This window comes from Streptomyces sp. NPDC087906 (assembly GCF_055584925.1).
The window spans coordinates 998,223-1,019,671 of the sequence record NZ_JBVJLC010000001.1; the positions used below are offsets into that span (position 1 = coordinate 998,223).

The 21,449-nt window shown below is 70.9% G+C and carries 17 protein-coding genes; 7 read left to right on the forward strand and 10 right to left on the reverse strand.

The features are described from left to right. Window positions 1-441 precede the first annotated feature (441 nt). Complete coding sequence (locus ACZ63I_RS04420; RefSeq protein ID WP_469335201.1) at window positions 442-3,795, reverse strand: S41 family peptidase; 3,354 nt, start codon at window positions 3,793-3,795, stop codon at window positions 442-444. Between the two features lie 246 nt (window positions 3,796-4,041). Between ACZ63I_RS04420 and ACZ63I_RS04425 the strand changes: the two genes are divergently transcribed. After that, the gene (locus ACZ63I_RS04425) at window positions 4,042-4,614 is read left to right on the forward strand and encodes a TetR/AcrR family transcriptional regulator (protein WP_469335203.1); all 573 of its coding nucleotides are present in this window, start codon (window positions 4,042-4,044) and stop codon (window positions 4,612-4,614) included. Between the two features lie 93 nt (window positions 4,615-4,707). Then, entirely contained in the window at window positions 4,708-6,963 is a 2,256-nt protein-coding gene (locus tag ACZ63I_RS04430) for an MMPL family transporter (protein WP_469335205.1), read from the forward strand. A gap of 45 nt (window positions 6,964-7,008) precedes the next feature. On the opposite strand, the gene ssgD is transcribed toward ACZ63I_RS04430, so the two are convergent. After that, window positions 7,009-7,416, reverse strand: a complete 408-nt coding sequence (gene ssgD, locus ACZ63I_RS04435) for a spore wall synthesis regulator SsgD (protein ID WP_469335207.1) — start codon at window positions 7,414-7,416, stop codon at window positions 7,009-7,011. Between the two features lie 220 nt (window positions 7,417-7,636). Here ssgD and ACZ63I_RS04440 point away from each other — a divergent pair, with 220 nt between their 5' ends. The 5 genes from ACZ63I_RS04440 to ACZ63I_RS04460 all read left to right on the forward strand — a co-directional run bounded on the left by ACZ63I_RS04440 (window position 7,637) and on the right by ACZ63I_RS04460 (window position 12,295). Further along, window positions 7,637-8,716 carry an energy-coupling factor ABC transporter permease gene (locus ACZ63I_RS04440; RefSeq protein WP_469335209.1) on the forward strand — a complete coding sequence of 360 codons (1,080 nt, stop codon included), beginning with the start codon at window positions 7,637-7,639 and terminating at the stop codon, window positions 8,714-8,716. Continuing rightward, window positions 8,716-9,477: a cobalt ECF transporter T component CbiQ gene (gene cbiQ / locus ACZ63I_RS04445; RefSeq protein WP_041988850.1), complete on the forward strand. Its 762-nt coding sequence runs from the start codon at window positions 8,716-8,718 to the stop codon at window positions 9,475-9,477. Before ACZ63I_RS04440 ends, cbiQ begins: the two co-directional genes overlap by 1 nt. Then, window positions 9,465-10,271: an energy-coupling factor ABC transporter ATP-binding protein gene (locus tag ACZ63I_RS04450; protein WP_469335560.1), complete on the forward strand. Its 807-nt coding sequence runs from the start codon at window positions 9,465-9,467 to the stop codon at window positions 10,269-10,271. The genes cbiQ and ACZ63I_RS04450 overlap by 13 nt, the downstream gene beginning before the upstream one ends. Window positions 10,272-10,335: 64 nt before the next feature. After that, window positions 10,336-11,493, forward strand: a complete 1,158-nt coding sequence (locus ACZ63I_RS04455) for a serine hydrolase domain-containing protein (protein WP_469335211.1) — start codon at window positions 10,336-10,338, stop codon at window positions 11,491-11,493. A 7-nt stretch (window positions 11,494-11,500) separates the two neighbouring features. Beyond that, a complete protein-coding gene (locus tag ACZ63I_RS04460; RefSeq protein ID WP_469335213.1) occupies window positions 11,501-12,295 on the forward strand; it encodes an SDR family NAD(P)-dependent oxidoreductase in 795 nt (264 codons plus the stop codon). A gap of 18 nt (window positions 12,296-12,313) precedes the next feature. Here the strand turns inward: ACZ63I_RS04460 and ACZ63I_RS04465 are convergent, their stop codons facing one another. From ACZ63I_RS04465 to ACZ63I_RS04500, 8 genes are all read right to left on the reverse strand, one after another. Beyond that, the gene (locus tag ACZ63I_RS04465) at window positions 12,314-13,618 is read right to left on the reverse strand and encodes an alpha-amylase family glycosyl hydrolase (RefSeq protein WP_469335215.1); all 1,305 of its coding nucleotides are present in this window, start codon (window positions 13,616-13,618) and stop codon (window positions 12,314-12,316) included. Window positions 13,619-13,782: 164 nt separating this feature from the next. Further along, complete coding sequence (locus ACZ63I_RS04470) at window positions 13,783-14,634, reverse strand: EamA family transporter (RefSeq protein ID WP_469335217.1); 852 nt, start codon at window positions 14,632-14,634, stop codon at window positions 13,783-13,785. Further along, window positions 14,631-15,128, reverse strand: coding sequence for a YbaK/EbsC family protein (locus tag ACZ63I_RS04475; RefSeq protein ID WP_469335219.1), 498 nt, complete (start codon window positions 15,126-15,128; stop codon window positions 14,631-14,633). The genes ACZ63I_RS04470 and ACZ63I_RS04475 overlap by 4 nt, the downstream gene beginning before the upstream one ends. Window positions 15,129-15,241: 113 nt before the next feature. Continuing rightward, the gene (locus ACZ63I_RS04480) at window positions 15,242-16,900 is read right to left on the reverse strand and encodes a penicillin-binding transpeptidase domain-containing protein (protein ID WP_469335221.1); all 1,659 of its coding nucleotides are present in this window, start codon (window positions 16,898-16,900) and stop codon (window positions 15,242-15,244) included. A gap of 93 nt (window positions 16,901-16,993) precedes the next feature. Continuing rightward, window positions 16,994-17,773 carry a nucleotidyltransferase gene (locus ACZ63I_RS04485; RefSeq protein WP_469335223.1) on the reverse strand — a complete coding sequence of 260 codons (780 nt, stop codon included), beginning with the start codon at window positions 17,771-17,773 and terminating at the stop codon, window positions 16,994-16,996. A gap of 180 nt (window positions 17,774-17,953) precedes the next feature. Continuing rightward, window positions 17,954-19,219: a tyrosine-type recombinase/integrase gene (locus ACZ63I_RS04490; RefSeq protein WP_469335225.1), complete on the reverse strand. Its 1,266-nt coding sequence runs from the start codon at window positions 19,217-19,219 to the stop codon at window positions 17,954-17,956. Between the two features lie 69 nt (window positions 19,220-19,288). Beyond that, window positions 19,289-19,513, reverse strand: a complete 225-nt coding sequence (locus ACZ63I_RS04495; RefSeq protein WP_469335227.1) for a helix-turn-helix domain-containing protein — start codon at window positions 19,511-19,513, stop codon at window positions 19,289-19,291. Window positions 19,514-19,973: 460 nt separating this feature from the next. Continuing rightward, window positions 19,974-21,449, reverse strand: a complete 1,476-nt coding sequence (locus tag ACZ63I_RS04500; RefSeq protein WP_469335229.1) for an ATP-binding protein — start codon at window positions 21,447-21,449, stop codon at window positions 19,974-19,976.

The following is a 21,449-nucleotide window of genomic DNA, read 5'->3' on the forward strand; positions in this document are numbered from 1 at the left end:
CCCTCCCGTTGGCGGGTCCCAGCCCCAGCCCCACGTGGGCACGGGTGTGTGGGTGCGTGCGGGCCGGGGCCGCGTCCCTGTCGTGGGCGCCCGGCCCCGCGCGCACGTGGTCGTGGCGTAGCCGATCCGTGGCGCGGGATGGAGGGGGTCGTGCAGGGGTGGTGTCCGGAGCGTAAAGCGTGATTTGCGGCGCATGTCCGGGTCCACCTCGCGTCGTAGGTGCACGCGCCGTAAATCGTGCAGCGCAGGACACCATCCCGGAACGGCGCCCGGCGACAACCGCAACCCAGACCGGTCACCCCGAACCGCGCCGGACGGCGACACCGCAGCGCAGGACACGACCCCGGAACGGCCCCCGGCGACCACCGCAACCAAGATCCGTGAACCCCGCCGGACGGCGACATCGCCCCCGGCGACCACCGCAACCAAGACCGGTCACCGCTACTGCGTACTGCGTGGCGGTAGCTTCGGGCGGCTGCGGTCCGGGACTGATGCGTAGCCCGGGGGTGTTGCCGCCGGGTGCGCCGCCAAGAGGTCCAGGGCCGCCCAGACCGCGTCGTCCAACTGCGCGTGGCGGCCCTCCGCCCAGTCCAGGGGGGTGCGCAGCGCCTCGATGTCCGGTTCTACGCCGTGGTTCTCGACCGACCAGCCGTACGCGTCGAACCATGCCGCGTTCATCGGGACCGTGATGACCGTTCCGTCGACCAGTTCGTGTCGGCCCGTCATGCCGACCACCCCGCCCCAAGTGCGCTGGCCGACCACGGGGCCCAGTTTCAGCAGGCGGAACGCCGCCGTGATCATGTCGCCGTCCGAGGACGTGGCCTCGTCGGCGATGGCGACGACCGGGCCGCGTGGGGCGTTCGAGGCGTACGAGACGGGCTGGGCGTCGCGGGTGAGGTCCCAGCCGAGGATGCGGCGGGTCAGCTTCTCGATGACCAGTTCGCTCACGTTGCCGCCCGCGTTGCCCCGTACGTCCACGATCAGCGCCGGGCGGGAGACCTCAAGGCGCAGGTCCCGGTTGAACTGCGCCCAGCCGGAGCCGTGCAGGTCGGGGATGTGCAGATAGCCGCAGCGGCCGCCGCTGATCTCCCGGACCACCTCGCGCCGCTTGGCCACCCAGTCCTGGTAGCGCAGCGGGCGCTCGTCGACGAGCGGCACGACGGCGACCCGGCGCGAGTGTGCGGAGGTGTCGTCCAGCGGGCTCGGTTCGGCTTTCCGGAAGGTGAGTTCGACGGTGGTGCCGCCCGCTGCCGTCAGCAGCGGGTACGGTCCTGCGACCGGGTCGACGGGCCGTCCGTCGACGTGGGTGAGGACCGCACCCTCCCTGATCCCCGTGCCGGCCAGCGGCGAACGCGCCTTGGAGTCCGACGAGTCGCCCGGCAGGATCCGCTGCACGATCCACGCGCCGTCCCTGCACACCAAGTTGGCGCCGAGCAGCCCGATCGGCCGCTGGTAGTGGCGCGGTCCCTCGTTGCGCCGGGACGGGGAGACGTACGCGTGCGAGGTGCCCAGTTCGCCGACCACCTCGCGGAGCAGATCCGCGAACTCGTCGGGGGACGCGACCCGTTCGACCAGGGGGCGGTACTGGTCGAGCACCGCGTCCCAGTCGACGCCGCACATCTGCGGCTCCCAGAAGTACGCGCGGATGATCCGGCCGGCCTCCTCGTACGCCTGGCGCCACTCCGCCTCGGGGTCCACCTCGTGGTGGATCCTGCGCAGGTCGAGATGGACCGTCGAGTCGCTGTCGCCCATCTCGGTCGCCGGGACGGCGCGCAGCTCGTCGTCGTCCATGACCACAAGACGCGTACCGTCCCCGCTGGGTGTGAACCAGTCGAGATGCGCGACGAGTTCGCTCTTGCGCGCCTTCGCGAGGTCGAAGTGCTCCAGGGTCGGCCGGCCCGAGGTGTCGGCGGGGTTGGCGAACGTCTCGCCGAGCGCGCCCGAGATCGGCCAGCGCAGCCAGACCAGGCCGCCGCCGCTGACCGGGTACAGCGCCGAGTACTTGGAAGCGGCGACGGGGAACGGGGTGACCCGGCTCGCCAGGCCCTCGACCTCCACGATGACCGTGCCGTCACCGGAGTCGGCCTCGCCCACCGCGGGATCGAGCCCGCCGGCCGCCGGCCTGCCGTCGGGGGACAGCGCGAACGGTGAGGGCGTCGCCGACGACAGCGGTACGAGATAGGGGCGGCTGCCCAGCGGGAACGACAGGTCGCCGGTGTGCACGTCGTACACGGGGTCGAAGCCGCGCCAGGACAGGAAGGCGAGATAGCGGCCGTCGCTGCTGAAGACCGGGTTCTCGTCCTCGAAGCGGCCGTCGGTGACGTCCACGACGGTACGGGCGAAACTGCCGGAGATCTTCGCCATCTTGATCTGCCGCAGCGAGCGGCCCACGCCCGGATGCGCCCAGGTCAGCCAATCGCCGTCGGGCGAGAACGCCAGATCGGTGACCGGGCCGTTGATGGACCTGATCAGCTCGGTCACCTCGCCCGGCACGGACTCCGGGGTGACCTCCGACGGCGGGTCCGCCGGGACCGCGGTCTCGTCGTCCGTCACATCCACCAGCAGCAGCCGCCCGTCGTTCGACGCCACCGCGATCCGCTCGCCGTCCGGGTCGGCCACCATCTCGTGCACCCGCCCGAGCTGCCCCGACGCCAGCCTGCGCGGCGGCCGGTCGCCGCTGGCGCGCGGCAGGTAGGCGATCTCGATCGCGTCGGCGCCGTCCGCGTCCGTCACGTACGCGACCTGCCCGCCGCTGCCGAGCATCACGGGGAAGCGGACCCGTACGCCGGGGGTGTCCGTGATCGTCCGCGCGGGGCCGTCGCGGTGCGTGAGCCAGTACAGGCTGCCCCGTACGACCACGGCGCTGGCCCGGCCCGTCGTGTCCACCGACAGCCCGTCGACATGCTGCGAAGCGGGGACCTGGTAGCCGCGCCGCCCCGCGCGCTGCCCGCCGAGCCGTACCGCCAGCTTGCGCGGCTGCGAGTCCGGGGTCAGCGCGTCGACCAGCCACAGCTCGCCCGCGCACTGGTAGACGACGCGCCGCCCGTCGGACGAGGCGTGCCGGGCGTAGAACGTGTCGTGGTCGGTGTGGCGGCGCAGGTCGGTGCCGTCCGGCAGGCAGGAGTACAGGTTCCCGACGCCCTCGTGGTCGGAGAGGAAGGCGATCCGGCCGCCCACGAACATCGGGCACTCCAGATGGCCGCCGATGTCGGCGAGCAGCCGCTTTCCGTGCAGCCACAGCCGGCCCGTCGCGCCGCCCCGGTACCGCTTCCAGGCGGCGGGCTCGTGCGGCGGCTTTCCGGTCAGCAGAAGCGTCTTGCGCTCCCCGTCGATGTCGGCGACGGCGATGTCGGAGACCGGGCCCCACGGGAGCTTGCCGCCGGGGGAGCCGTCGGTGGGGACGCTGTAGGCCCAGGAGTAGTACGAGAACGGCTGCCCGTGCGAGGAGACGGCGAGGATCTGCGCCGTACCGTCCTCCCGGTCGGACGGGGTCCAGCCGCAGACCCGGGTGTCGGTCGAGCCCCAGTAGCCGATCCGGCGCGGCGGTCCGCCGTCCACCGGGGCCAGATGGATCTCCGGGTCCAGGCTGCGCCAGGTCGTGTACGCGATCTGGCTGCCGTCCGGCGAGAACCGCGGGTGACCGATTCTCGTGCGGTCGACGGTCACCCGCCAGGCGCGCCCCGGCCGCTGCCCCGCCGGGGCGATCGGGGCGACCCACAGGTCGTCCTCGGCGGCGAAGCACAGCAAGTCGTCGTGCAGATGCGGGAAGCGGAGATACGCGACGTCGTCACTCACCCCCCAATGCTTTCGGGGTGCGGGGGCGGCGGCAACTTGTGATCCGGACTCTCACAGGTCCTGTACGTACGCGTCACGTCCTTATCGGGGGCGTACTTATCCGGGTCGTACTTATGCCGGGCCGACAGTTGTGGCGGACTCCACACACGAAACGGTGCCGTTCCTTATCGCGGTGGGGCTATCGTCTTATGAGCTGTACGAAACCGTTTCGTTCGGGACGGCCGGAAGCGGGGAAGGGGGTGGACCATGGCACGCAGCAGACTCACACCGGAGCGCGAGGGTGAGCTGTACGCGGCCGTGCTCGACCTGCTCCGCGAAGTGGGCTACGACGGTCTGACCATGGACGCCGTCGCCGCCCGCACCCGGTCGAGCAAGGCCACCCTCTACCGCCAGTGGGGGAGCAAGCCCGAACTGGTCGCGCGAGCGCTGCGGCACGGCAAGCCCGTCGACGTGCACGACGTCGACACCGGCACGCTGCGCGGCGACTTCCACGCGATGGTGATCCGTACGGACGACTGTCAGATGGAACGGGACGCCGCGCTGATGCGGGGTCTCTTCCATGCCGTGCACGACAACCCCGAACTCCACCAGGCGCTGCGCGAACTGCTCGTCGAGCCCGAGATGAACGGGATCAACGAGATGGTGCAGCGCGCCGTGGCCCGGGGCGAGGTGGCAGCGGACAACCCCGCGCTGCCGTACGTCCCGCACATGCTGGTCGGTGCCCTCATCGCCCGGCAGCTCATCGAGGACCGGTCCGTCGACCGGGCGTTCCTCGTCGACTACCTCGACGCCGTGGTGCTCCCCGCCCTCGTCGTCTGACAACCCCGCCCCGCACCACCTGACACGTACCGCTCTCGTCGTCGGGCCGGCTCCCCATGCCCTGATCCCTCCATAGACCCGGGAGTGCGCCTCGTGGCCACGTTCCTCTACAAACTCGGACGGCTCGCCTTCCGGCGCCGCCGTTATGTCGCCCTGGTGTGGGTGGCGCTGCTGGCGGTCGCCGGGTTCGGCGCCGCCACCGCCTCCACCGCCACCTCCAGCTCCTTCTCGATCCCGGGGACGGAGGCGCAGAAGGCATTCGACCTGCTCGACCAGCGCTTCCCCGGGGCCAGCAGCGACGGAGCGACCGCCAGAGTCGTCTTCAAGGCGCCGGCCGGCGAGAAGATGACCGACGCGCCGCAGAAGGCCGAGGTCCAGAAGATCGCCGACCGGCTCACCGCCGGATCCGCGCAGGTCTCCTCGGTCAGCGACCCGTACACGCAGAACGCCGTGTCGAAGGACAAGACCACGGCGTACGTGGAGGTCGCCTACAAGGTCGGCTCGGCCGAGCTGACCGACGCGACCCGCGACGCCCTCGAACACGCCGGCGAACAGGCCCGTGCCGAGGGGCTGACCACCGAGATCGGCGGGGACGCGCTCCAGGTGGCACCGGAGACCGGCGCCACGGAGATCATCGGGGTCGCCGTCGCCGCCGTCGTCCTCGTCATCACCTTCGGCTCGCTGCTGGCGGCGGGACTGCCGCTGCTCACCGCGCTGATCGGGGTCGGCGTCGGTGTCTCCACCGTCACCGCGCTCGCGAACGTGCTCGACCTGGGCTCCACCACGTCCATCCTCGCCTCGATGATCGGGCTCGCCGTCGGTATCGACTACGCGCTGTTCATCGTCTCCCGGTACCGGGCCGAGCTGGCGGAGGGCAGAGAGCGGGAGGACGCCGCGGGACGCGCCGTGGGCACGGCGGGCTCCGCCGTGGTCTTCGCCGGGCTGACCGTCGTCATCGCCCTCGTCGGACTCGCCGTCGTCAACATTCCGATGCTCAGCAAGATGGGCTTCGCGGCGGCCGGCACGGTCGTGATCGCCGTCCTCATCGCGCTCACCCTGATCCCCGCGCTGCTCGGCTTCGCGGGCAAGCGGGTGCACGGCCGCAAGGGCCGTACGGCGCTGGAGGGGACGCTGGCGAAGAAGCGCGAGGCGGACCGCACGGGCGTCGAGGAGGCCGAGAAGCGGCCCAACCTGGGCACCCGCTGGGCCAGGTTCGTGCTGCGCAAGCCCGTCACCGTCCTGATCGTGGGCGTCCTGGGCCTCGGGGCCGTCGCCATCCCGGCGGCCTCGCTGGAGCTTGGCCTGCCCGACGACGGCTCGCAGCCCGTCAGCACCACCCAGCGCAAGGCGTACGACATGCTGTCGGACGGCTTCGGCCCCGGCTTCAACGGGCCGCTGGTGGTCGTGGTCGACGGCAAGGCCGACGACAACGCCAAGGCGGCGGCGACCGAGGTCTCCGACACCGTCAAGAAGCTGGACGGCGTCGCCGCCGTCACCCCGGCCCATCTGAACAAGGCGGGCGACACGGCGACGATCACGGTCGTGCCCAAGGACCGGCCGTCGTCGGTCGGCACCGAGAACCTGGTCCACTCCATCCGGGACGCGGGCGGGGCGGTCAAGGCCGACAGCGGCGCCGATGTGCTGGTCACCGGCGCGACGGCCATGAACATCGACTTCTCGCAGAAGATGAACGACGCGCTGCTGCCGTATCTGGCGCTGGTCGTCGGCCTGGCGTTCCTGCTGCTGATGGTGGTCTTCCGGTCGATCCTCGTACCGCTGAAGGCGGCGCTCGGCTTCCTGCTGTCGGTGGTGGCCGCGCTCGGCGCCGTCGTCGCCGTCTTCCAGTGGGGCTGGCTCGCGAGTCTGCTCGGGGTCGAGCAGACCGGACCCGTCATGTCGATGATGCCGATCTTCATGGTGGGCGTGGTCTTCGGCCTGGCCATGGACTACGAGGTCTTCCTGGTCACCCGGATGCGGGAGGCGTACGTGCACGGCGAGGCGCCCGACCAGGCGATCGTGACCGGCTTCCGGCACGGGGCGCGGGTCGTCACGGCGGCAGCGGTGATCATGACGGCGGTCTTCGCCGGGTTCATCGGCGCGGGCGACTCGATGATCAAGATGATCGGGTTCGGGCTCGCCATCGCGGTCTTCTTCGACGCGTTCGTGGTCCGGATGGCGATCGTGCCGGCGGTGCTCAAGCTGCTCGGGAACCGGGCCTGGTGGCTGCCGCGCTGGCTGGACCGGATCCTGCCCAACGTGGACGTGGAGGGCGAGCAACTGCGCAAGCGGCTCGCCGAGCCGGGCGGCGAAGGCGGCCCTGACACGGACCGCGAGCTGGTCCGGGTCTGAGTCTCGACATTTGGTGACCTGCTCCTTTGAGGCCCTGCCGGGGTCTCAGAGGAGCAGGTTTCCTATGTGCCGCTCGATCTCCAGCTCCTCCTGCTCCTGGCCGACCGGGACCGCCGCGTACGCGGCTTGCAGGAAGCGCCGCAGCGGCGCGGTGTCGAACTGCACCACCGCCACCCCCTCCGGCGCGTGCAGCTCCAGCACGGTCTGCGCCCGGCCGCACGGCCACACCCGTACGTCGCCGTCCCCCGACGGCGCGCGCAGCCCCCCGCTCAGCAGGTCGCGGGCGAACGTCCAGACCACCTCGTCGTCGTCGAGGGACACCTCGGGCGGGAAGACGACCCGCACGGCGAGCGGGTCGTCGCTGTCGTAGCGCAGAGTGGCGGCGACGGACTTGTGGTGCGGGGCGTCCGTTATCAGTCGGGCGGTGACGGGCTGTTCGACGGCGGGTGACATCGACTGCTCCTCTGCGGGCCTGTGGGGGGCCTGTGCTGCCCTTAATAGTACAAACATCTCAATTCGACCACGAATTGCGCGGTGCGGGCATGTCGGACCTGTCCTGCGGGTGAATGGTGGTGGGCGAACTTTTGTTCGCAGGCTAGTCGCTCTTGCGAATGAGTTGCAGGTAGGGATTACCATCAGATGGTTCTGACCCCGGGGGAAGCGGAGCGCCCTGATGCATGTGCCCGACGGATTCATCGACGTACCCGTGTCCGCCGCCACCGGTGTCATCGCTGCCGCGGCGGTCGCCGTCAGCCTGCGCGGCGCGCGCCGCGAGCTGAACGAGCGCACCGCGCCCCTGGCGGGTCTGGTCGCCGCCTTCATCTTCGCCGTCCAGATGCTCAACTTCCCGGTCGCCGCCGGGACCAGCGGACATCTGCTGGGCGGCGCGCTCGCCGCGATCCTCGTCGGCCCGTACACCGGCGTGCTGTGCATCTCCGTCGTGCTGCTGATGCAGGGCATCCTCTTCGCCGACGGCGGTCTGACCGCGCTCGGTGTGAACATCACCGACATGGCGCTGACGACGACCGTCGTCTCGTACCTGGTCTTCCGCGCGCTGGTGCGGATGCTGCCCCGGACCCGCCGGTCGGTGACGGTCTCCGCCTTCGTCGCCGCGCTGCTGTCCGTGCCGGCCGCCGCGCTCGTCTTCACCCTGATCTACGAGATCGGCGGGACGACCGACATCCCGATCGGGGACGTGCTGACGGCGATGGTCGGCGTGCACGTCCTGATCGGGATCGGCGAGGCCGCGATCACCGCGCTGACCGTCGGCGCCGTCATCGCCGTACGCCCCGACCTCGTGTACGGGGCGCGCGGGCTTTCCGCGCCGCTGAAACTGCGGGTCGGCGGGCAGTTGGTCGACGCGGCGCCCGAGCAGGCCGCCCCCGCCGTCCCCGCGGCCGCCCGCTCCACGCGCGGCGTGTGGGCCGCCGGCATCGTCGCGGCGCTGGTGCTGGCCGGGTTCGTCTCCTTCTACGCGTCGTCCAGCCCGGACGGCCTGGAGAAGGTCGCCGCGGACAAGGGCATCGACAAGAAGACCCAGGAACACGCGTCCTCCGACTCGCCGCTCGCCGACTACGGCGTCAAGGACATCTCCGACGCCCGGATCTCCGGCGGCCTCGCCGGGGTGATCGGGGTCGGCGCCACCGTCGTCGTCGGCAGCGGGGTCTTCTGGGCGGTGCGCCGCCGCCGTGCCGCCGACTCCGGCCACCACGGCGACTCGGCCGGCTCGGTCACGGCAGGCGGGAGCGCCTGATGGGCGCCGGACACGCGCACAAGCTCTACCGGCACGGCCACTCGCCGGTCCACGCGCTGCCGCCGCACTGCAAACTCGCCGCCGTCTTCTGCTTCGTCCTCGTCGTGGTCTCCACCCCGCGCGAGGCGGTCTGGGCGTTCGCGCTGTACGCGCTGCTGCTCGGCGCCGTCGCCTCCGCAGCCCGGATCCCCGCCGGGTTCCTGCTGCGCAGGCTGCTCATCGAAATCCCGTTCGTGGCCTTCGCGCTGCTCATGCCGTTCGTCGTCCCCGGCGAGCAAGTCCACGTCGCCGGGCTCTCGTTGAGCCAGCCGGGGCTGTGGGACGCCTGGAACGTACTCGCCAAGGGCACGCTGGGCGTGGCCGCTTCGGTGATCCTGGCGTCCACGACCGAACTGCGGTCGCTGCTCCTCGGGTTGCAGCGGCTCAAACTGCCGCCCATGCTCGTCCAGATCGCCTCGTTCATGATCCGCTACGGGGACGTCATCACCGACGAGATGCGCCGGATGTCCATCGCCCGCCGCTCCCGCGGCTTCGAGGCGCGCGGCGTACGGCAGTGGGGCGTCCTCGCCAAGTCGGCGGGCGCCCTGTTCATCCGCTCCTACGAGCGCGGCGAGCGCGTCCATCTCGCCATGGTCAGCCGCGGCTACACCGGCACGATGCCCGTCATCGACGAAGTGACCGCGTCCCGCGCCCAGTGGGCGCACGCGGCGGCGCTCCCGGTGACGGCCGCCGCCGTCTGTCTGCTTGGCTGGACCCTGTGACCACCGCTCCGACCGGCCTCGACACCGCCGCACCGCCGCCGCCCTCCCTCGACGTGCGCGGCCTCGCCTATGCCTACCCCGACGGCCACCAGGCCCTGTTCGGCGTCGACCTGACCATCGCGCGCGGTGAGCGCGTCGCCGTACTCGGCCCCAACGGCGCGGGCAAGACCACGCTCGTGCTGCATCTGAACGGCATCCTCACGGCCGGCGCCGGGTCGGTGACCGTCGCCGGACTGCCCGTCGGCAAGCGGCATCTCGCCGAGATCAGGCGCCGGGTCGGCATCGTCTTCCAGGACCCCGACGACCAGTTGTTCATGCCGACGGTCCGCGAGGACGTGGCGTTCGGCCCGGCCGCCGCCGGGCTGCGCGGCGCCGAGCTGGAGGCGCGGGTGGTGACCGCGCTGACCCAGGTCGGCATGGAGTCGTACGCCGACCGGCCGCCGCACCACCTGTCGTTCGGGCAGCGCCGCAGGGTCGCCGTCGCGACCGTCCTCGCCATGGAGCCCGAGATCCTCGTCCTGGACGAGCCGTCGTCCAACCTGGACCCGGCGTCCCGGCGCGAACTCGCCGACATCCTGCGGACCTTGGACGTCACCGTCCTGATGGTCACGCACGACCTGCCGTACGCCCTCGAACTCTGCCCGCGCGCCGTCATCCTCAGCGACGGCGTCATCGCCGCCGACGGGCCCACCCAGCGGCTGCTCGGCGACGCGGAACTGATGGGCGCGCACCGCCTTGAACTGCCTTTCGGATTCGACCCGCGTTCGGTCTCCCTCGGTGACGTAGCACCATAGAGGTACGGCGTCGCGACGACGCCGCGGATGGGCCGGGCAGGGCGGAACGAGCGGGAGTACGGGCGTGGACGTCCAGGGCACGGTGGAGGCCGGTTTCGAGCCGGTCAGGGATGCCTTCGTACGGAACTTCGAGCAACGCGGCGACCGCGGCGCCGCCGTCGCCGTCTACCGCGACGGCCGCAAGGTCGTCGACCTGTGGGGCGGCACGCGCGACGTGGACGGCGCCGAGCCCTGGGCGCTGGACACCGCGCAGATCGTACGGTCGGCGACGAAGGGCGTCGCCGCCGCCGTGCCGCTGCTGCTGCACCAGCGCGGCCATATCGACCTGGACGCGCCCGTCGGCACGTACTGGCCGGAGTTCAAGGCGGCCGGCAAGGAGCGCGTGCTCGTCCGGCACCTGCTCTCGCACCGCGCCGGACTGCCCGCGCTCGACCGGCCGCTCACCCCGGCCGAGGCGGTCGACGGGGTGTCCGGCGCCAAGGCGCTGGCGGCGCAGCGGCCCGTCTGGGAGCCCGGCACCGACCACGGCTACCACGCGCACACCTACAGTTGGCTGATCGCCGAACTCGTCAGCAGGGTCACCGGGCGCAGTGTCGGCCGGTGGGTCGCCGAGGAGATCGCCCGGCCGCTCGGCCTCGACTTCTGGCTCGGCCTGCCCGCCGACGAGGCCCACCGGGTGGGCCGGATCGGCCCCGTACCGGAACCGCCCCCGGTGGGCGGCGCGCTGCGGCTGCGGCCCAAGCGGTCGGTGACGGCCGCGTACGACGACCCCGACTCGCTGACCCGGCGCGCCTTCGGCGTGATCGACCCGCTGCCCGACGAGAACGCGCCCGCGTACCGCGCCGCCGAACTCCCCGCGTCCGGCGGCATCGCGACGGCGCGCGCCCTGGCCCGCTGCTACGCGGCGATGATCGGACCGGTCGACGGGCACCGGCTGTTCGCGCCCGCCACCGTCACCCTCGCCAGGACGGAGGAGTCGGCGGGCCCCGACCGGGTCCTCGTCGTCGCCACCCGCTTCGGCCTCGGCTTCATGCTGCACGGGCCCGCGGCCCCGCTGCTCGGCCCGGCGTCCTTCGGGCACCCGGGGCGCGGCGGTTCGCTGGGCTTCGCCGACCCCGAGGCGGGCATCGCCTTCGGCTATGTCACCAACAGCATGCGCAAGGGCGTCACGGCGGATCCGCGCGCACAGGCTCTGGTGCGGGCGGTGCGGTCGGCGGCATGATCGGCCGATGAGCGCAACGAGGCGATTCGACGGATACGGCGTACTGATCACCGGAGCGGGCCAGGGCATCGGCGCCGCCACGGCCCGCAGGCTGGCCGACGAGGGCGCCCGGGTCCTGGTCACCGACCTGGACGCGGAGCGTGCGGCGAAGACGGCGGCGGCGCTCCCCGGCGCGCTGGGGCTCGGCTGCGACGTGGCGGACCGGGCGGCGGTCGAGGCGGCGGTCGCGTACGCGGTCGAGCAGTTCGGGGTGCTGGACGTGCTCGTCAACAACGCGTACTCGTGCGGGCCGGACGCACCGCTCTTCGAGGACGAGCCGGACGAGGTCTGGCAGCGGGACATCGACATCACCCTGACCGGCGCCTACCGCTGCGCGCGCGCCGCGCTGCCGCATCTCGTGGCGTCGGGGCGCGGTGCGATCGTCTCGATCGGCTCGGTCAACGGCGAGCAGGACTTCGGCAACCACGCCTACAGCGCGGCCAAGGCGGGTCTCGCGAGCCTGACCCGTACGCTGGCCGGCCACGCGGCGGCGCGGGGCGTACGGGTCAATCTCGTGGCGCCGGGCACGATCGCGACGGACGCCTGGGCGGACCGCGGTGACGCGCTGGAGCGGGCGGTCCCGCACTACCCGATGGGCCGGGTAGGGAAGCCCGAGGACATCGCGGCGGCGGTGGCTTTCCTGGCGTCGTCGGACGCGTCGTGGATCACGGGCGTGACGCTGCCGGTGGACGGCGGGATCCTGTCGGCGCATGTGGGGCTGCGCCGGGACCTGGTGGGCAAGTCACCTGCGGACGAGGGGTAGTTCGTCAGGGGTGGTTCGTCACCCTTCGTCCGGGGCGCCGACGACGATCCAGCCGGCGCCCGGCAGCCCCACCCCGTCCGCACGCACCGAACCGCTGCCGGCGAGCTGCTGCCAACGGCCGTCCGGCAGCGGCAGATCGGCGGGCTCGTCGGCGAGGTTGAGCGCGACGGCGAGCGTCCGCTCCCCGTCGCTCACCGTGTACGCGAGGCCGGTGTTGCTCAGCCCGGTCACCGACGTACGGGCCCGCACCAGCCACGGATGGCGCCTGCGCAGCCCGATCAGCAGTTGGTGCAGCCGGTACACCGGTTCGCCGTACGGGGCGAGTTCGGCGGGGTCGTCCGGGAACGCGGGCCGTACGGCGTCGTCGCCGCCCGCGCGGTCCTCCTTGACGCCCTGGAACGCCTGCTCGTCGCCCGCGTAGACGGACGGCACCCCGCCGAGCGTGAACAGCAGCACCAGCGCGTGCTCCAGATGGCGCGGGTCGGTCAGCTTGCTGGCGATCCGGGTCACGTCGTGGTTGCCGAGGAAGGTCTGCGGCGCGAACGTCTCCAGCAGGGCGTTGTGCCGGTCGAGCGACCAGGAAAGCTCGTAGAAGTTACGGTCGTTGAGCGAACTCCACAGCGCCTTCCACAGCTCGTACTGGGTGACGGAGTCGAGGCCGCCGGCCTTCACGAAACCGGCGTAGTCGCCGTGGATGACCTCGCCCACCAGCCAGGCATCGGGGAACCGCGCCCGCACCCGGTCGGTCACCGTCCGCCAGAACGCCACCGGCACCTGGTACGCGGCGTCCAGCCGCCACCCGGCGATCCCGCGCTCCAGCCAGTACGTCATGGCCTCGGTCACGTAGTCGGCGACGGCGGGCTCGTCGTGGTTGAGCGCGACCAACTGGTGATGGCCCTCGAAGGTGCGGTACTCGCCGTCGTCCTCCCGGTGGAACCAGGTGGCGTACGGCGACGCGTCGCCGCGCGCGAGCACGTCGGCGAAGGCGGGGTGGCCGCGGCCGACGTGGTTGAACACCCCGTCGAGCAGCACCCGCACGCCCTGCGCGGACGCCTCGTCCACCAGCCGCCGCAGATCGTCCTCGGTGCCGAGCCTGCTGTCGACGCGCAGATGGTCCACCGTGTCGTAGCCGTGCGTCTCGGACGCGAACACCGGCCCGAGGGCGAGTCCGTTGCAGCCGAGGCCGCGCAGGTACTCCAGCCACCCGGACAGGTGGGACAGCCGGGGGACGGCCGGTGCGGACGGCGGCAGTGCGTCGCTCTCGGCGCCGGTGAAACCGAGCGGGTAGACGTGCCACCAGATGGCATGGTCGGACCAGTGCATGGCGCTGCGCTCTCGTCTGGGGCACGGGGTGGTTCCCCTGAATCCCGGTGTCCGCCCAGTCTGGCCGCTTCCGGTGGGGCCCGCGCGGTCAACGCGCGGTGAGGTAGCTGATGTTCACCTGACTACCCGGCCACCCGGCCGGCTGGCTGCCTGAGCACCTGGGCTCAACTGCTGTGCAGCATCAGCCCGATGCCGACCACCATCAGCCCGGCGGCGGCGATACGCGGGGCGCCGAAGCGCTCCTTGAAGAACACGGCGCCTATCGCGGCGCCCACGATGATCGACGACTCGCGCAGGGCCGAGATCGGCGCCAGCGCCGCGCGTGTCTGGGCCCACAGGACCAGCCCGTACGCCACGAGCGACAGCACGGCGCCCAGCACCCCGAGCGCGGCGTGCGGGCGCAGTTGGGCCGCAAGCGCGCCGCGTCTGGTGTACAGCGCGTACGCCGGGATCAGCACGCCCTCCAGGATCATCAGCCAGGCGATGTAGCCGAGCGACGTGCCGGAGTTGCGTACGCCCACGCCGTCCACGACGGTGTACGCGGCGATCGACAGGCCCGTCGCGACGGCGGCCAGCAGCGCCGGCCACTGCGGCTTGGTCTTCGCGCCCTTCATGCCCCACAGCGCGACGCCGAGCAGCCCGGCCGACGAGACCGCGACGCCCGCCGCCTGCCAGCCGTCCAGCGACTCACCGACGAAGACGGCGGCGAGCACGGTCACGGCCAGCGGCGCCGTGCCGCGCGCGATCGGATACATCTGGCCGAAGTCGCCGAGGCTGAACGACCGCATGAGCAGCACCTGGTAGGCGACGTGCAGCACGGCCGACGCGATCAGATACGGCCACGCCTTCGCGTCCGGTACCGGCGTGAAGAGCGCCAGCACCACCGAAATCAGCGCCGCCGCACCGGAGATGAGGGTGAAGGCGACCAACTGGTCCTTGATCGTATGGGCGATGGCGTTCCACGAGGCGTGCGTGAGGGCCGCCACCAGGACAGCGGCGACGATCAGCGGCGTCACGCGGTGCGCTCGCGCACATCCACCACCGTGCCGCCGGCCTGGGCGATCAGGGACGCGGGGTCGAGCGGGAACACGGTGTGCGGGGTGCCGGCCGCCGCCCACACCACGTCGTGGTCGAGCAGCCCCCGGTCGGCCAGCACCCGGGTCTTCGTACGGTGCCCGAAGGGCGGTACGCCGCCGATCGCGTAGCCGGTGGTCTCCCGGACCAGCTCGGCGCCTGCACGCTTGACGGACACGGCGCCCAACTCCTGCCGTACGCGCTCGACATCGACGCGCGAAGCGCCGTCCACCAGCACCAGCACCGGCTCGCCGTCCGCCGTGAAGATCAGCGACTTGACGATCGCGGCCAGCTCGCAGCCGACGGCCGCCGCCGCTTCCACCGCCGTACGGGTCGCGTCGGGGAAGCGGCGGACCTGCGCACCCACCGCTTCGAGGCCGAGTTCACGCAGGGCTTCGGTGAAACGGGGACTGGCGGCACTGTCAGAAAGGGTCATGGCCAGCACGCTAACGGCAGAGGTACGGCTGGGGCGACCAGCTTTCCCCCACCGCCCCCCGCGCACCGCCCCCGCAGCCCCTACAGCCCCTGCCGCCCCGCCGGCCTCGCGCTCTAGTCGGCCGCGAGCACCTTGGCGACGACCGGGCCCGCCGCGTCGGCGCCGTGTCCGCCGGCCTGGACCACGGCCGCCACCGCGCAGTCCTCCTGGAACCCGACGAACCAACTGTTCGGATTGTGCTGGCCGTCGACCTCGGCCGAGCCGGTCTTCGCGCCCTTGTAGCCGCTGAGCGAGGACATCGCCTGCGCCCCCGTACCGCTCGTCGCTGTGACGTTCATCATGTCGCGCAGCCCCTGCGCCACCGAGCCCGGCAGCGAACGCGAGGCGTGGGCCAGCTCACGGCCGTCCAGCGACTGCGGGACGATGACGGGCTGCCGGAACGTGCCGTTCTTGGCGGTGGCAGCGACGGACGCCATGTTGAGGGTGTTCATCTGGACCGTGCCCTGGCCGATGTACTGCGCCGCGGCCTCGCCGCCGGAGGCGAACGGCACACTGCCGTCGAAGGACGTCACGCCCGTCTTCCAGTTGTCCATGCCGAGCCCGAAGACCTCTTCGGCCTCCTTCTTCAACGCCCCTTCGTCCGTCCGGCCGTTGGTCTTCACGTCGTCGATCCACTTGATGAAGGACGTGTTGCAGGATCGTGCGAACGCCTGCGTCAGCGTGCCGTCCGGGATCGAGAACCCGCCGTCGTTCTTGAACGTACGGCCCTCGTACAGCACCGTCGGCGGGCACGGCGAAGGGCGGCCGGGCCCGGTCAGGCCCTTCTCCATCAGCATCGCGGCCGTGATGATCTTCATCGTGGAGCCGGGGGCCTGCTTGCCGAGCATGGCCGCGTTGAAGCCGTCCGTACGGTTGTTGGCGACGGCGAGTATGTCGCCCGTGCTCGGCCTGACGGCCGCGACCGACGCCTCGCCGAACTCCTTCACCGCGCGCTCGGCCGCGCCCTGCACGGTCGCGTCGAGCGTGGTGCGCAGCTTGCCCGGCTTGCCCTTGCTGAGGGTGACCAGCGTCGTCCCCGGCACGCTGTCGCCGTCGCTCTGGATCTGCAACTCGACACCGGACACACCGCCGGCGTCGGCGCCGTACTTCTCCCGCAGCGCGTCCAGGATCGGCTTCAGCGAGGGGTACTTGGCCTCGGTCAGCTCCTTGCCGTTGCGGTCGACCGCCTCGATCGGCGGGGTCGGCGCCTCACGGGTGATCAGATGGCTGGTCTTCGTCAACCGCGGATGGATGACGGTCGGCAGCCAGTCGACCAGCGGCCGTCCGGTGGTCAGCCCGCGCACCACGGTCAGCTTCGAGCTGTACGACCACGGCTTGGTCTTCCCGTCGAGCGACACCGTCGCCCGCACCGTGAAAGGCACGGTCGTGCCGGTCGCCTTGCCCGGGGTGATCACGGCCTTGGTGACATGGGCCTGGGTGCGGTACCCGTCGAGCGCGGCCGCGGCGTCGGCCGCGTTGTTGGTGAGCTGCGCCACGTCGGTCGGTTCCGATCCGGCGGCCCAGCCCTTCAGGAAGTCCTTGGCCGTCTTGTCGATCTCGTCCGAGCTGAGCGGTCCGCTCTTCACCTCGTTCTTGGACGACACGTTCGACGTGCCGTCGTCACCCCCGCCGCCGGTGATCCCGTCGAGCACGTTGTACGCGCCCCACCCGACCCCGCCGGCCACCACGATGAACACCCCGCCGATGACGGCGGCCTTCGCCCCGCTTCGCATGAATGCGATCCCCCTCCCCAGGAGCCCCTTTGAACATGTTCAAAGGCAGTCGGGACGCACTCTACGGGACCCGTGTGACACCAGGGGAGAGCGTTATCGGACCGGGATGCCGTGATCCGCGACGACCTGGTCGATCGCCGGACCGAGAAAGGCGAGCACCAGAGCGGCCCGCCGCCGCAGCCACTCGTCGGACGCGGCGCCCGGCTCCCCGTACCGGCGCGCCCTGATGTCGGCCACGACCTCGGCGGGAGCGCCCAGCTCACCGAGCACGTCCAGCGCCCGGCGCTTGGTGATCAACTCGCCGTCCCGCAACGTGACCAGCGCCCGCGCCAGCGTCAGCAGCCCGAGATCCACCCAGACGTCCCGCATCCACAACTCGGGCCGGTCCACGACGGGCCGCCAGTAACCGGCCAGCTCCCCGACGACGAACGCCGCCAACTCCGCGTCGCTCACGGCGGGCAGCAGCTCGGCGGGCGGCGGCCCGGCCAGCACGACCCCGAACTGATACAGCTCGCGCCGGGTCACGGGAGTGACGGGCCGCCGCATCAACTCCTCCTGAGCGAAGGTGAGATGCGCACGCGAGGGGTCGTTCAGTTCCCCGACCGCCAGATAGCCGCAATGCAGCTTGCCCCCGAGCGGCGAGTCCGCGACCAGCCCCTCATGCATCTCCCGGACCTTGGCTTCCTCGGCCTCCGTACAGGGCCGCCCGACGACGGCGATCAGATCGAGATCGCTCCGACCGGGCTGGTAGTCACCCCCGCCAAGAGACCCGTGCGCCCACACCGCCACGGGCGCCACGACAGGCCGTACGGCATCCAGGAAGCGCGCGAGCAGCCGGCTGGTCGCTTCGTCCATCGTCCGATCATCCGTCATCCGAACAGTCTCAGTCCTGCGGCCGACAGGGCCTAGACCCAGGTGTCGAACCACATTCGGTTCTGCCAGTCGCGGTACGGGATCGCCGTCCCGGTGTAGAGCGGCCAGAAGTAGATGAAGTTCCGCGCCACGCGGCCGGTATCGCTGTGACCAGCAACTACGGCCGCGTGGCGCGGGCCGTCACCCTTCGTGGGCCGCCTGTGGGCCGTGATCTTGTTTTCCGCGCTCCCCGTAGAGCCCGTCAACGGCCTTCCGGGTTCGCTGTTCGCTGCTCGGCATCAGGTGCGTGTACGTCCGCAGGGTGAACCCTGCGTCGGCGTGGCCAAGGTAGCGACTCAGTGCCTTGATGTTCTCGCCGGCGTCAAGCAGGACGGAGGCGTAGAAGTGCCTGAGCGCGTGCATGCCGTGCTCCCGCGCCGAGGCGTACCGTTCGCCCGCTTCGGGCTCCGGGATGAGGCCAGCGGCGGCCAGAGCGGGTTTCCACATGGCGTCGTTGAAGTAGCTCACTCGCACGTGCATGCCCTCGTTGCCACTGAAGTAGAGCCGCTTCGTGCGCTGCTCCCCGTCCACGGTGCGCCATGGCAGCGTGACCGTGATCGGGGGGAAGGCTTCGACGTGAGCCCTGAGCGCGTCCGCCACCGCGTCGGGAAGTGGTACCTGGCGAGTCTTCCCGCCCTTCGGCGGGGCGAAGACGTACCGCCCACGGAGCCTCTTTAGCTGGTGATTTACCGCCAGCCATCCGCCCTCGAAGTTCACCTCATCGTCAGACAGACCGAAGATCTCGCCCTGTCGCAGTCCACATCCCGCCCCCAAGTCAACGGCCCCTCGGAAGCGTGCCGGCAGCGCGCGCTGCACGCCGAATACCTGTCCAGCGGTCCAAGGCTTGACTGTCGAATCGCCAGCCTTCGGGAGCTGGACGGAGCGTGCCTTGAACGGGTTCCGGGCCACCAACTCATCGTCAACGGCGGCGTTGAAGACAGCGGAGACCGTAGCTGCGATCACCCGGCGGTGCGTCTCGTTTGGGATGGACCGCTTCAGGTCCCCGAGCCACGTACGAACGTGCTCCGGCTTGAAGGAGCCGAGCGGGCGACTGCCGATCCCCGGATACGCATGCAGCCGCAAGCGACGCTCCGCACCCTCGCCGCTGTTGACCTCACCCGCGTGTGAAGCCACCCATCGTTCCGCGTACTGCTGGAAAGTCGTACGTCCGGCCTTCGGGTCCACGTACTGGCCGCTGTTCATGTCCGTTTCGGTCTTCTTGAGCCACTTCTCCGCAAGGCGCTTCTGCCCGTCCGGGAAGCTCTGGGACTTCTCGGTGCCGTCCGGACCGGTGTAGCGGGCGCGGTACCGCATGCCTGTGCCGTAGCGATCGGTCTTGACGCGCACGGTCTTGCCGTTGGCGTCGGTGTCGGCCTTGTACCAGCGGTCTTGAATGTGACCTGCCATGGGTGGCGATCTCCTTGGATACGCCACAGCCCGCGGCGAGCACTGCTCGCCGCGGGCTGTGAGGGGCTGTCAGGCTGCTTCGCGGTTCATCTGCTGGTCCTGCCAGGCGCGGACCGCGGCGGGGTCGTAGCGGACGTGTTTGCCGACGCGGAATCCGGGCGGCCCCACCCGCTTCTTGCGCCACTGGTAGACGGTTTCCTTGGGCACCTTGAAGATTTCGGCGATGTCGTCGGGGGTGAGGTAGTGGTCTGGCAACCCTGCTCTGAGCGTGGCTATGGCTGATGCGGATGTCACGGAGCCTCCCTCGCGTGAGTTGGGGCGTGCTGCGGTGAGTTCGGTGTCCGGTGGGTGCTGTCCGAGGCCCGGATTTCTGCGTCACAGCGTCACCAGCGTCACGCGAGGCTGTGACCTGCTGTTTTGTGTGACGCAGCGGGCATGGTGTGCGTCATCACCGCGTCACGGGTTGCGTCACGGCGTGACGCAGGTGACGCAGGATGACGCAGAGCTTTCCGTCTGCGTCACGCCCGTAGCCGCAGGCCAGAGGGTGTTTTTTCCGTCGGTGTGACGCTGTGACGCAGAGCTTCCCTACTTAGGAAAAAGAAGGGGTGTTTTTGTAGTTGGGTGTGCCTTACAGCGTGCAGAAGGAGCCGCTGCGCGGCGCGACCTTGGGCGGCGTCCGCCGAACGACAAGAGGAGCACCCATGCGCCGCGTGGTGCTCCTCTTGCTTGTCCGGGTGAGTGTGCCGATCGTGGGTCAGAACGCCGGTTCTTGTTCGTGTGGGGTTGGGGCGGTCGGGCGGAGCATTTCGAGGTAGCGGCCCTCCCTGGTGCGGCCCGTGTCGATGAGCACGCCGCGGGCGGCGAGGGTGGGTTGGAGGCGCTTGAGACGGTCGGAGAGGACTTTGCCCGTGGTCGGCCACCCTTTAGGCAGGGGGCGCAGTTCGTCGCCGCTGTAGAGGCGACTGAGGCAGTGCAGCCACTCGGTGGACGTCATCTGCTGCGCTACGCCCGGCTCGATGGTTTCGGCGTGCTTGAGGACGGTCTGCGCGAGGAGGTCGCCCTCGATCACGTCGTCATTCAGGTCGTCCAGACTGGCCCGGTACGCCGGGAGCGCTCCGAGGCTGGTTGCCGCGTCGAGCTGCGCGCACAAATGGGCGAAGTCCGCCATACGGAGATCGGTGGGGGTTTCCGCTTCGGCTGCGCGGACCTTGACCGTGAGGTCGAGGAGCGAGCCGAGGACGACGGGCAGGACATCCTCGTACTCCGACCACAGTTCAGCCTCGGTGCGCCGGACGGTGGGCCGCTCCAACCGCAGCGGCAGGAGGCGTTCCGCGAGGTCGGGCCGGATGACTCCCACGTCGATACCGGTCAGGAGCAGGGGCCGGCGGTAGCGGGCGCGGAAGACGTCCCCGTCGGTGAACAGGGCGCGTTTGACGCTCTCGGCTCCGGTGACGATGCAGCACATGGCGTCGGACAGGTCCGGGGTCATGTGGGAAAGGTTGTCCAGGGCGGTGACCCAACCGGCGGCCACGGCCGCGATCAGGTTTTCCTCATCTTTCGGCGCCCGGCGCAGGTCACCGCTCATGCCCTCAACGATCCGGATGAGCATCCGCCCCCCGGTGGACTTCCCCGCACCCTGCGGCCCGGTGAGGAACGGCGCAGGGACGGGCACGGACGGTCCGAGGCAGCCGATCAGCCACGCGATGGCCAGGCACTCGGTCTCTGCGGTGGCGAAGCTGCACAGCCGCAGCAGCAGATCGATGCCCTTGCCATCGGTGTCTTTGGCCGGCAGGGGCAGTTCACCGGTGAGCTGCGTTCGGCGCCAGCACACCTCACGCGGATCAGGGACGATGATGTCCCAGCCCGACGGGTGGATACGGACGGACTGCCCGTCATTGCGGCCCAGGTCCAGCCACGTCGCCCCGTCGAATCCCGGGGCGACGCGAATGTGGACAGGCTGAGTGTCCTCGGTCAGCGCGAGTGCTTCGATCAGGTCCAACGCCTCTTTGAGCGCGGTCCCGTTGAACACGCCGCGCCCGTCCTTGAACAGGCCGACCATGAGTTCCTGCCGGTGGCTGCCCGTGGTGCCCTGGGAGCGGATCGGACGGGCCACAGGGTGGCCGTTCTTCTGCGCGTACACGGTCCCTTCCGCGGTGCGGAAGTACCGGAAGTGCTCCTGCGCGTAGTCGGTGATGACCTCGCGCCCCGGAGTCTTCTCGTCATCAGCCAC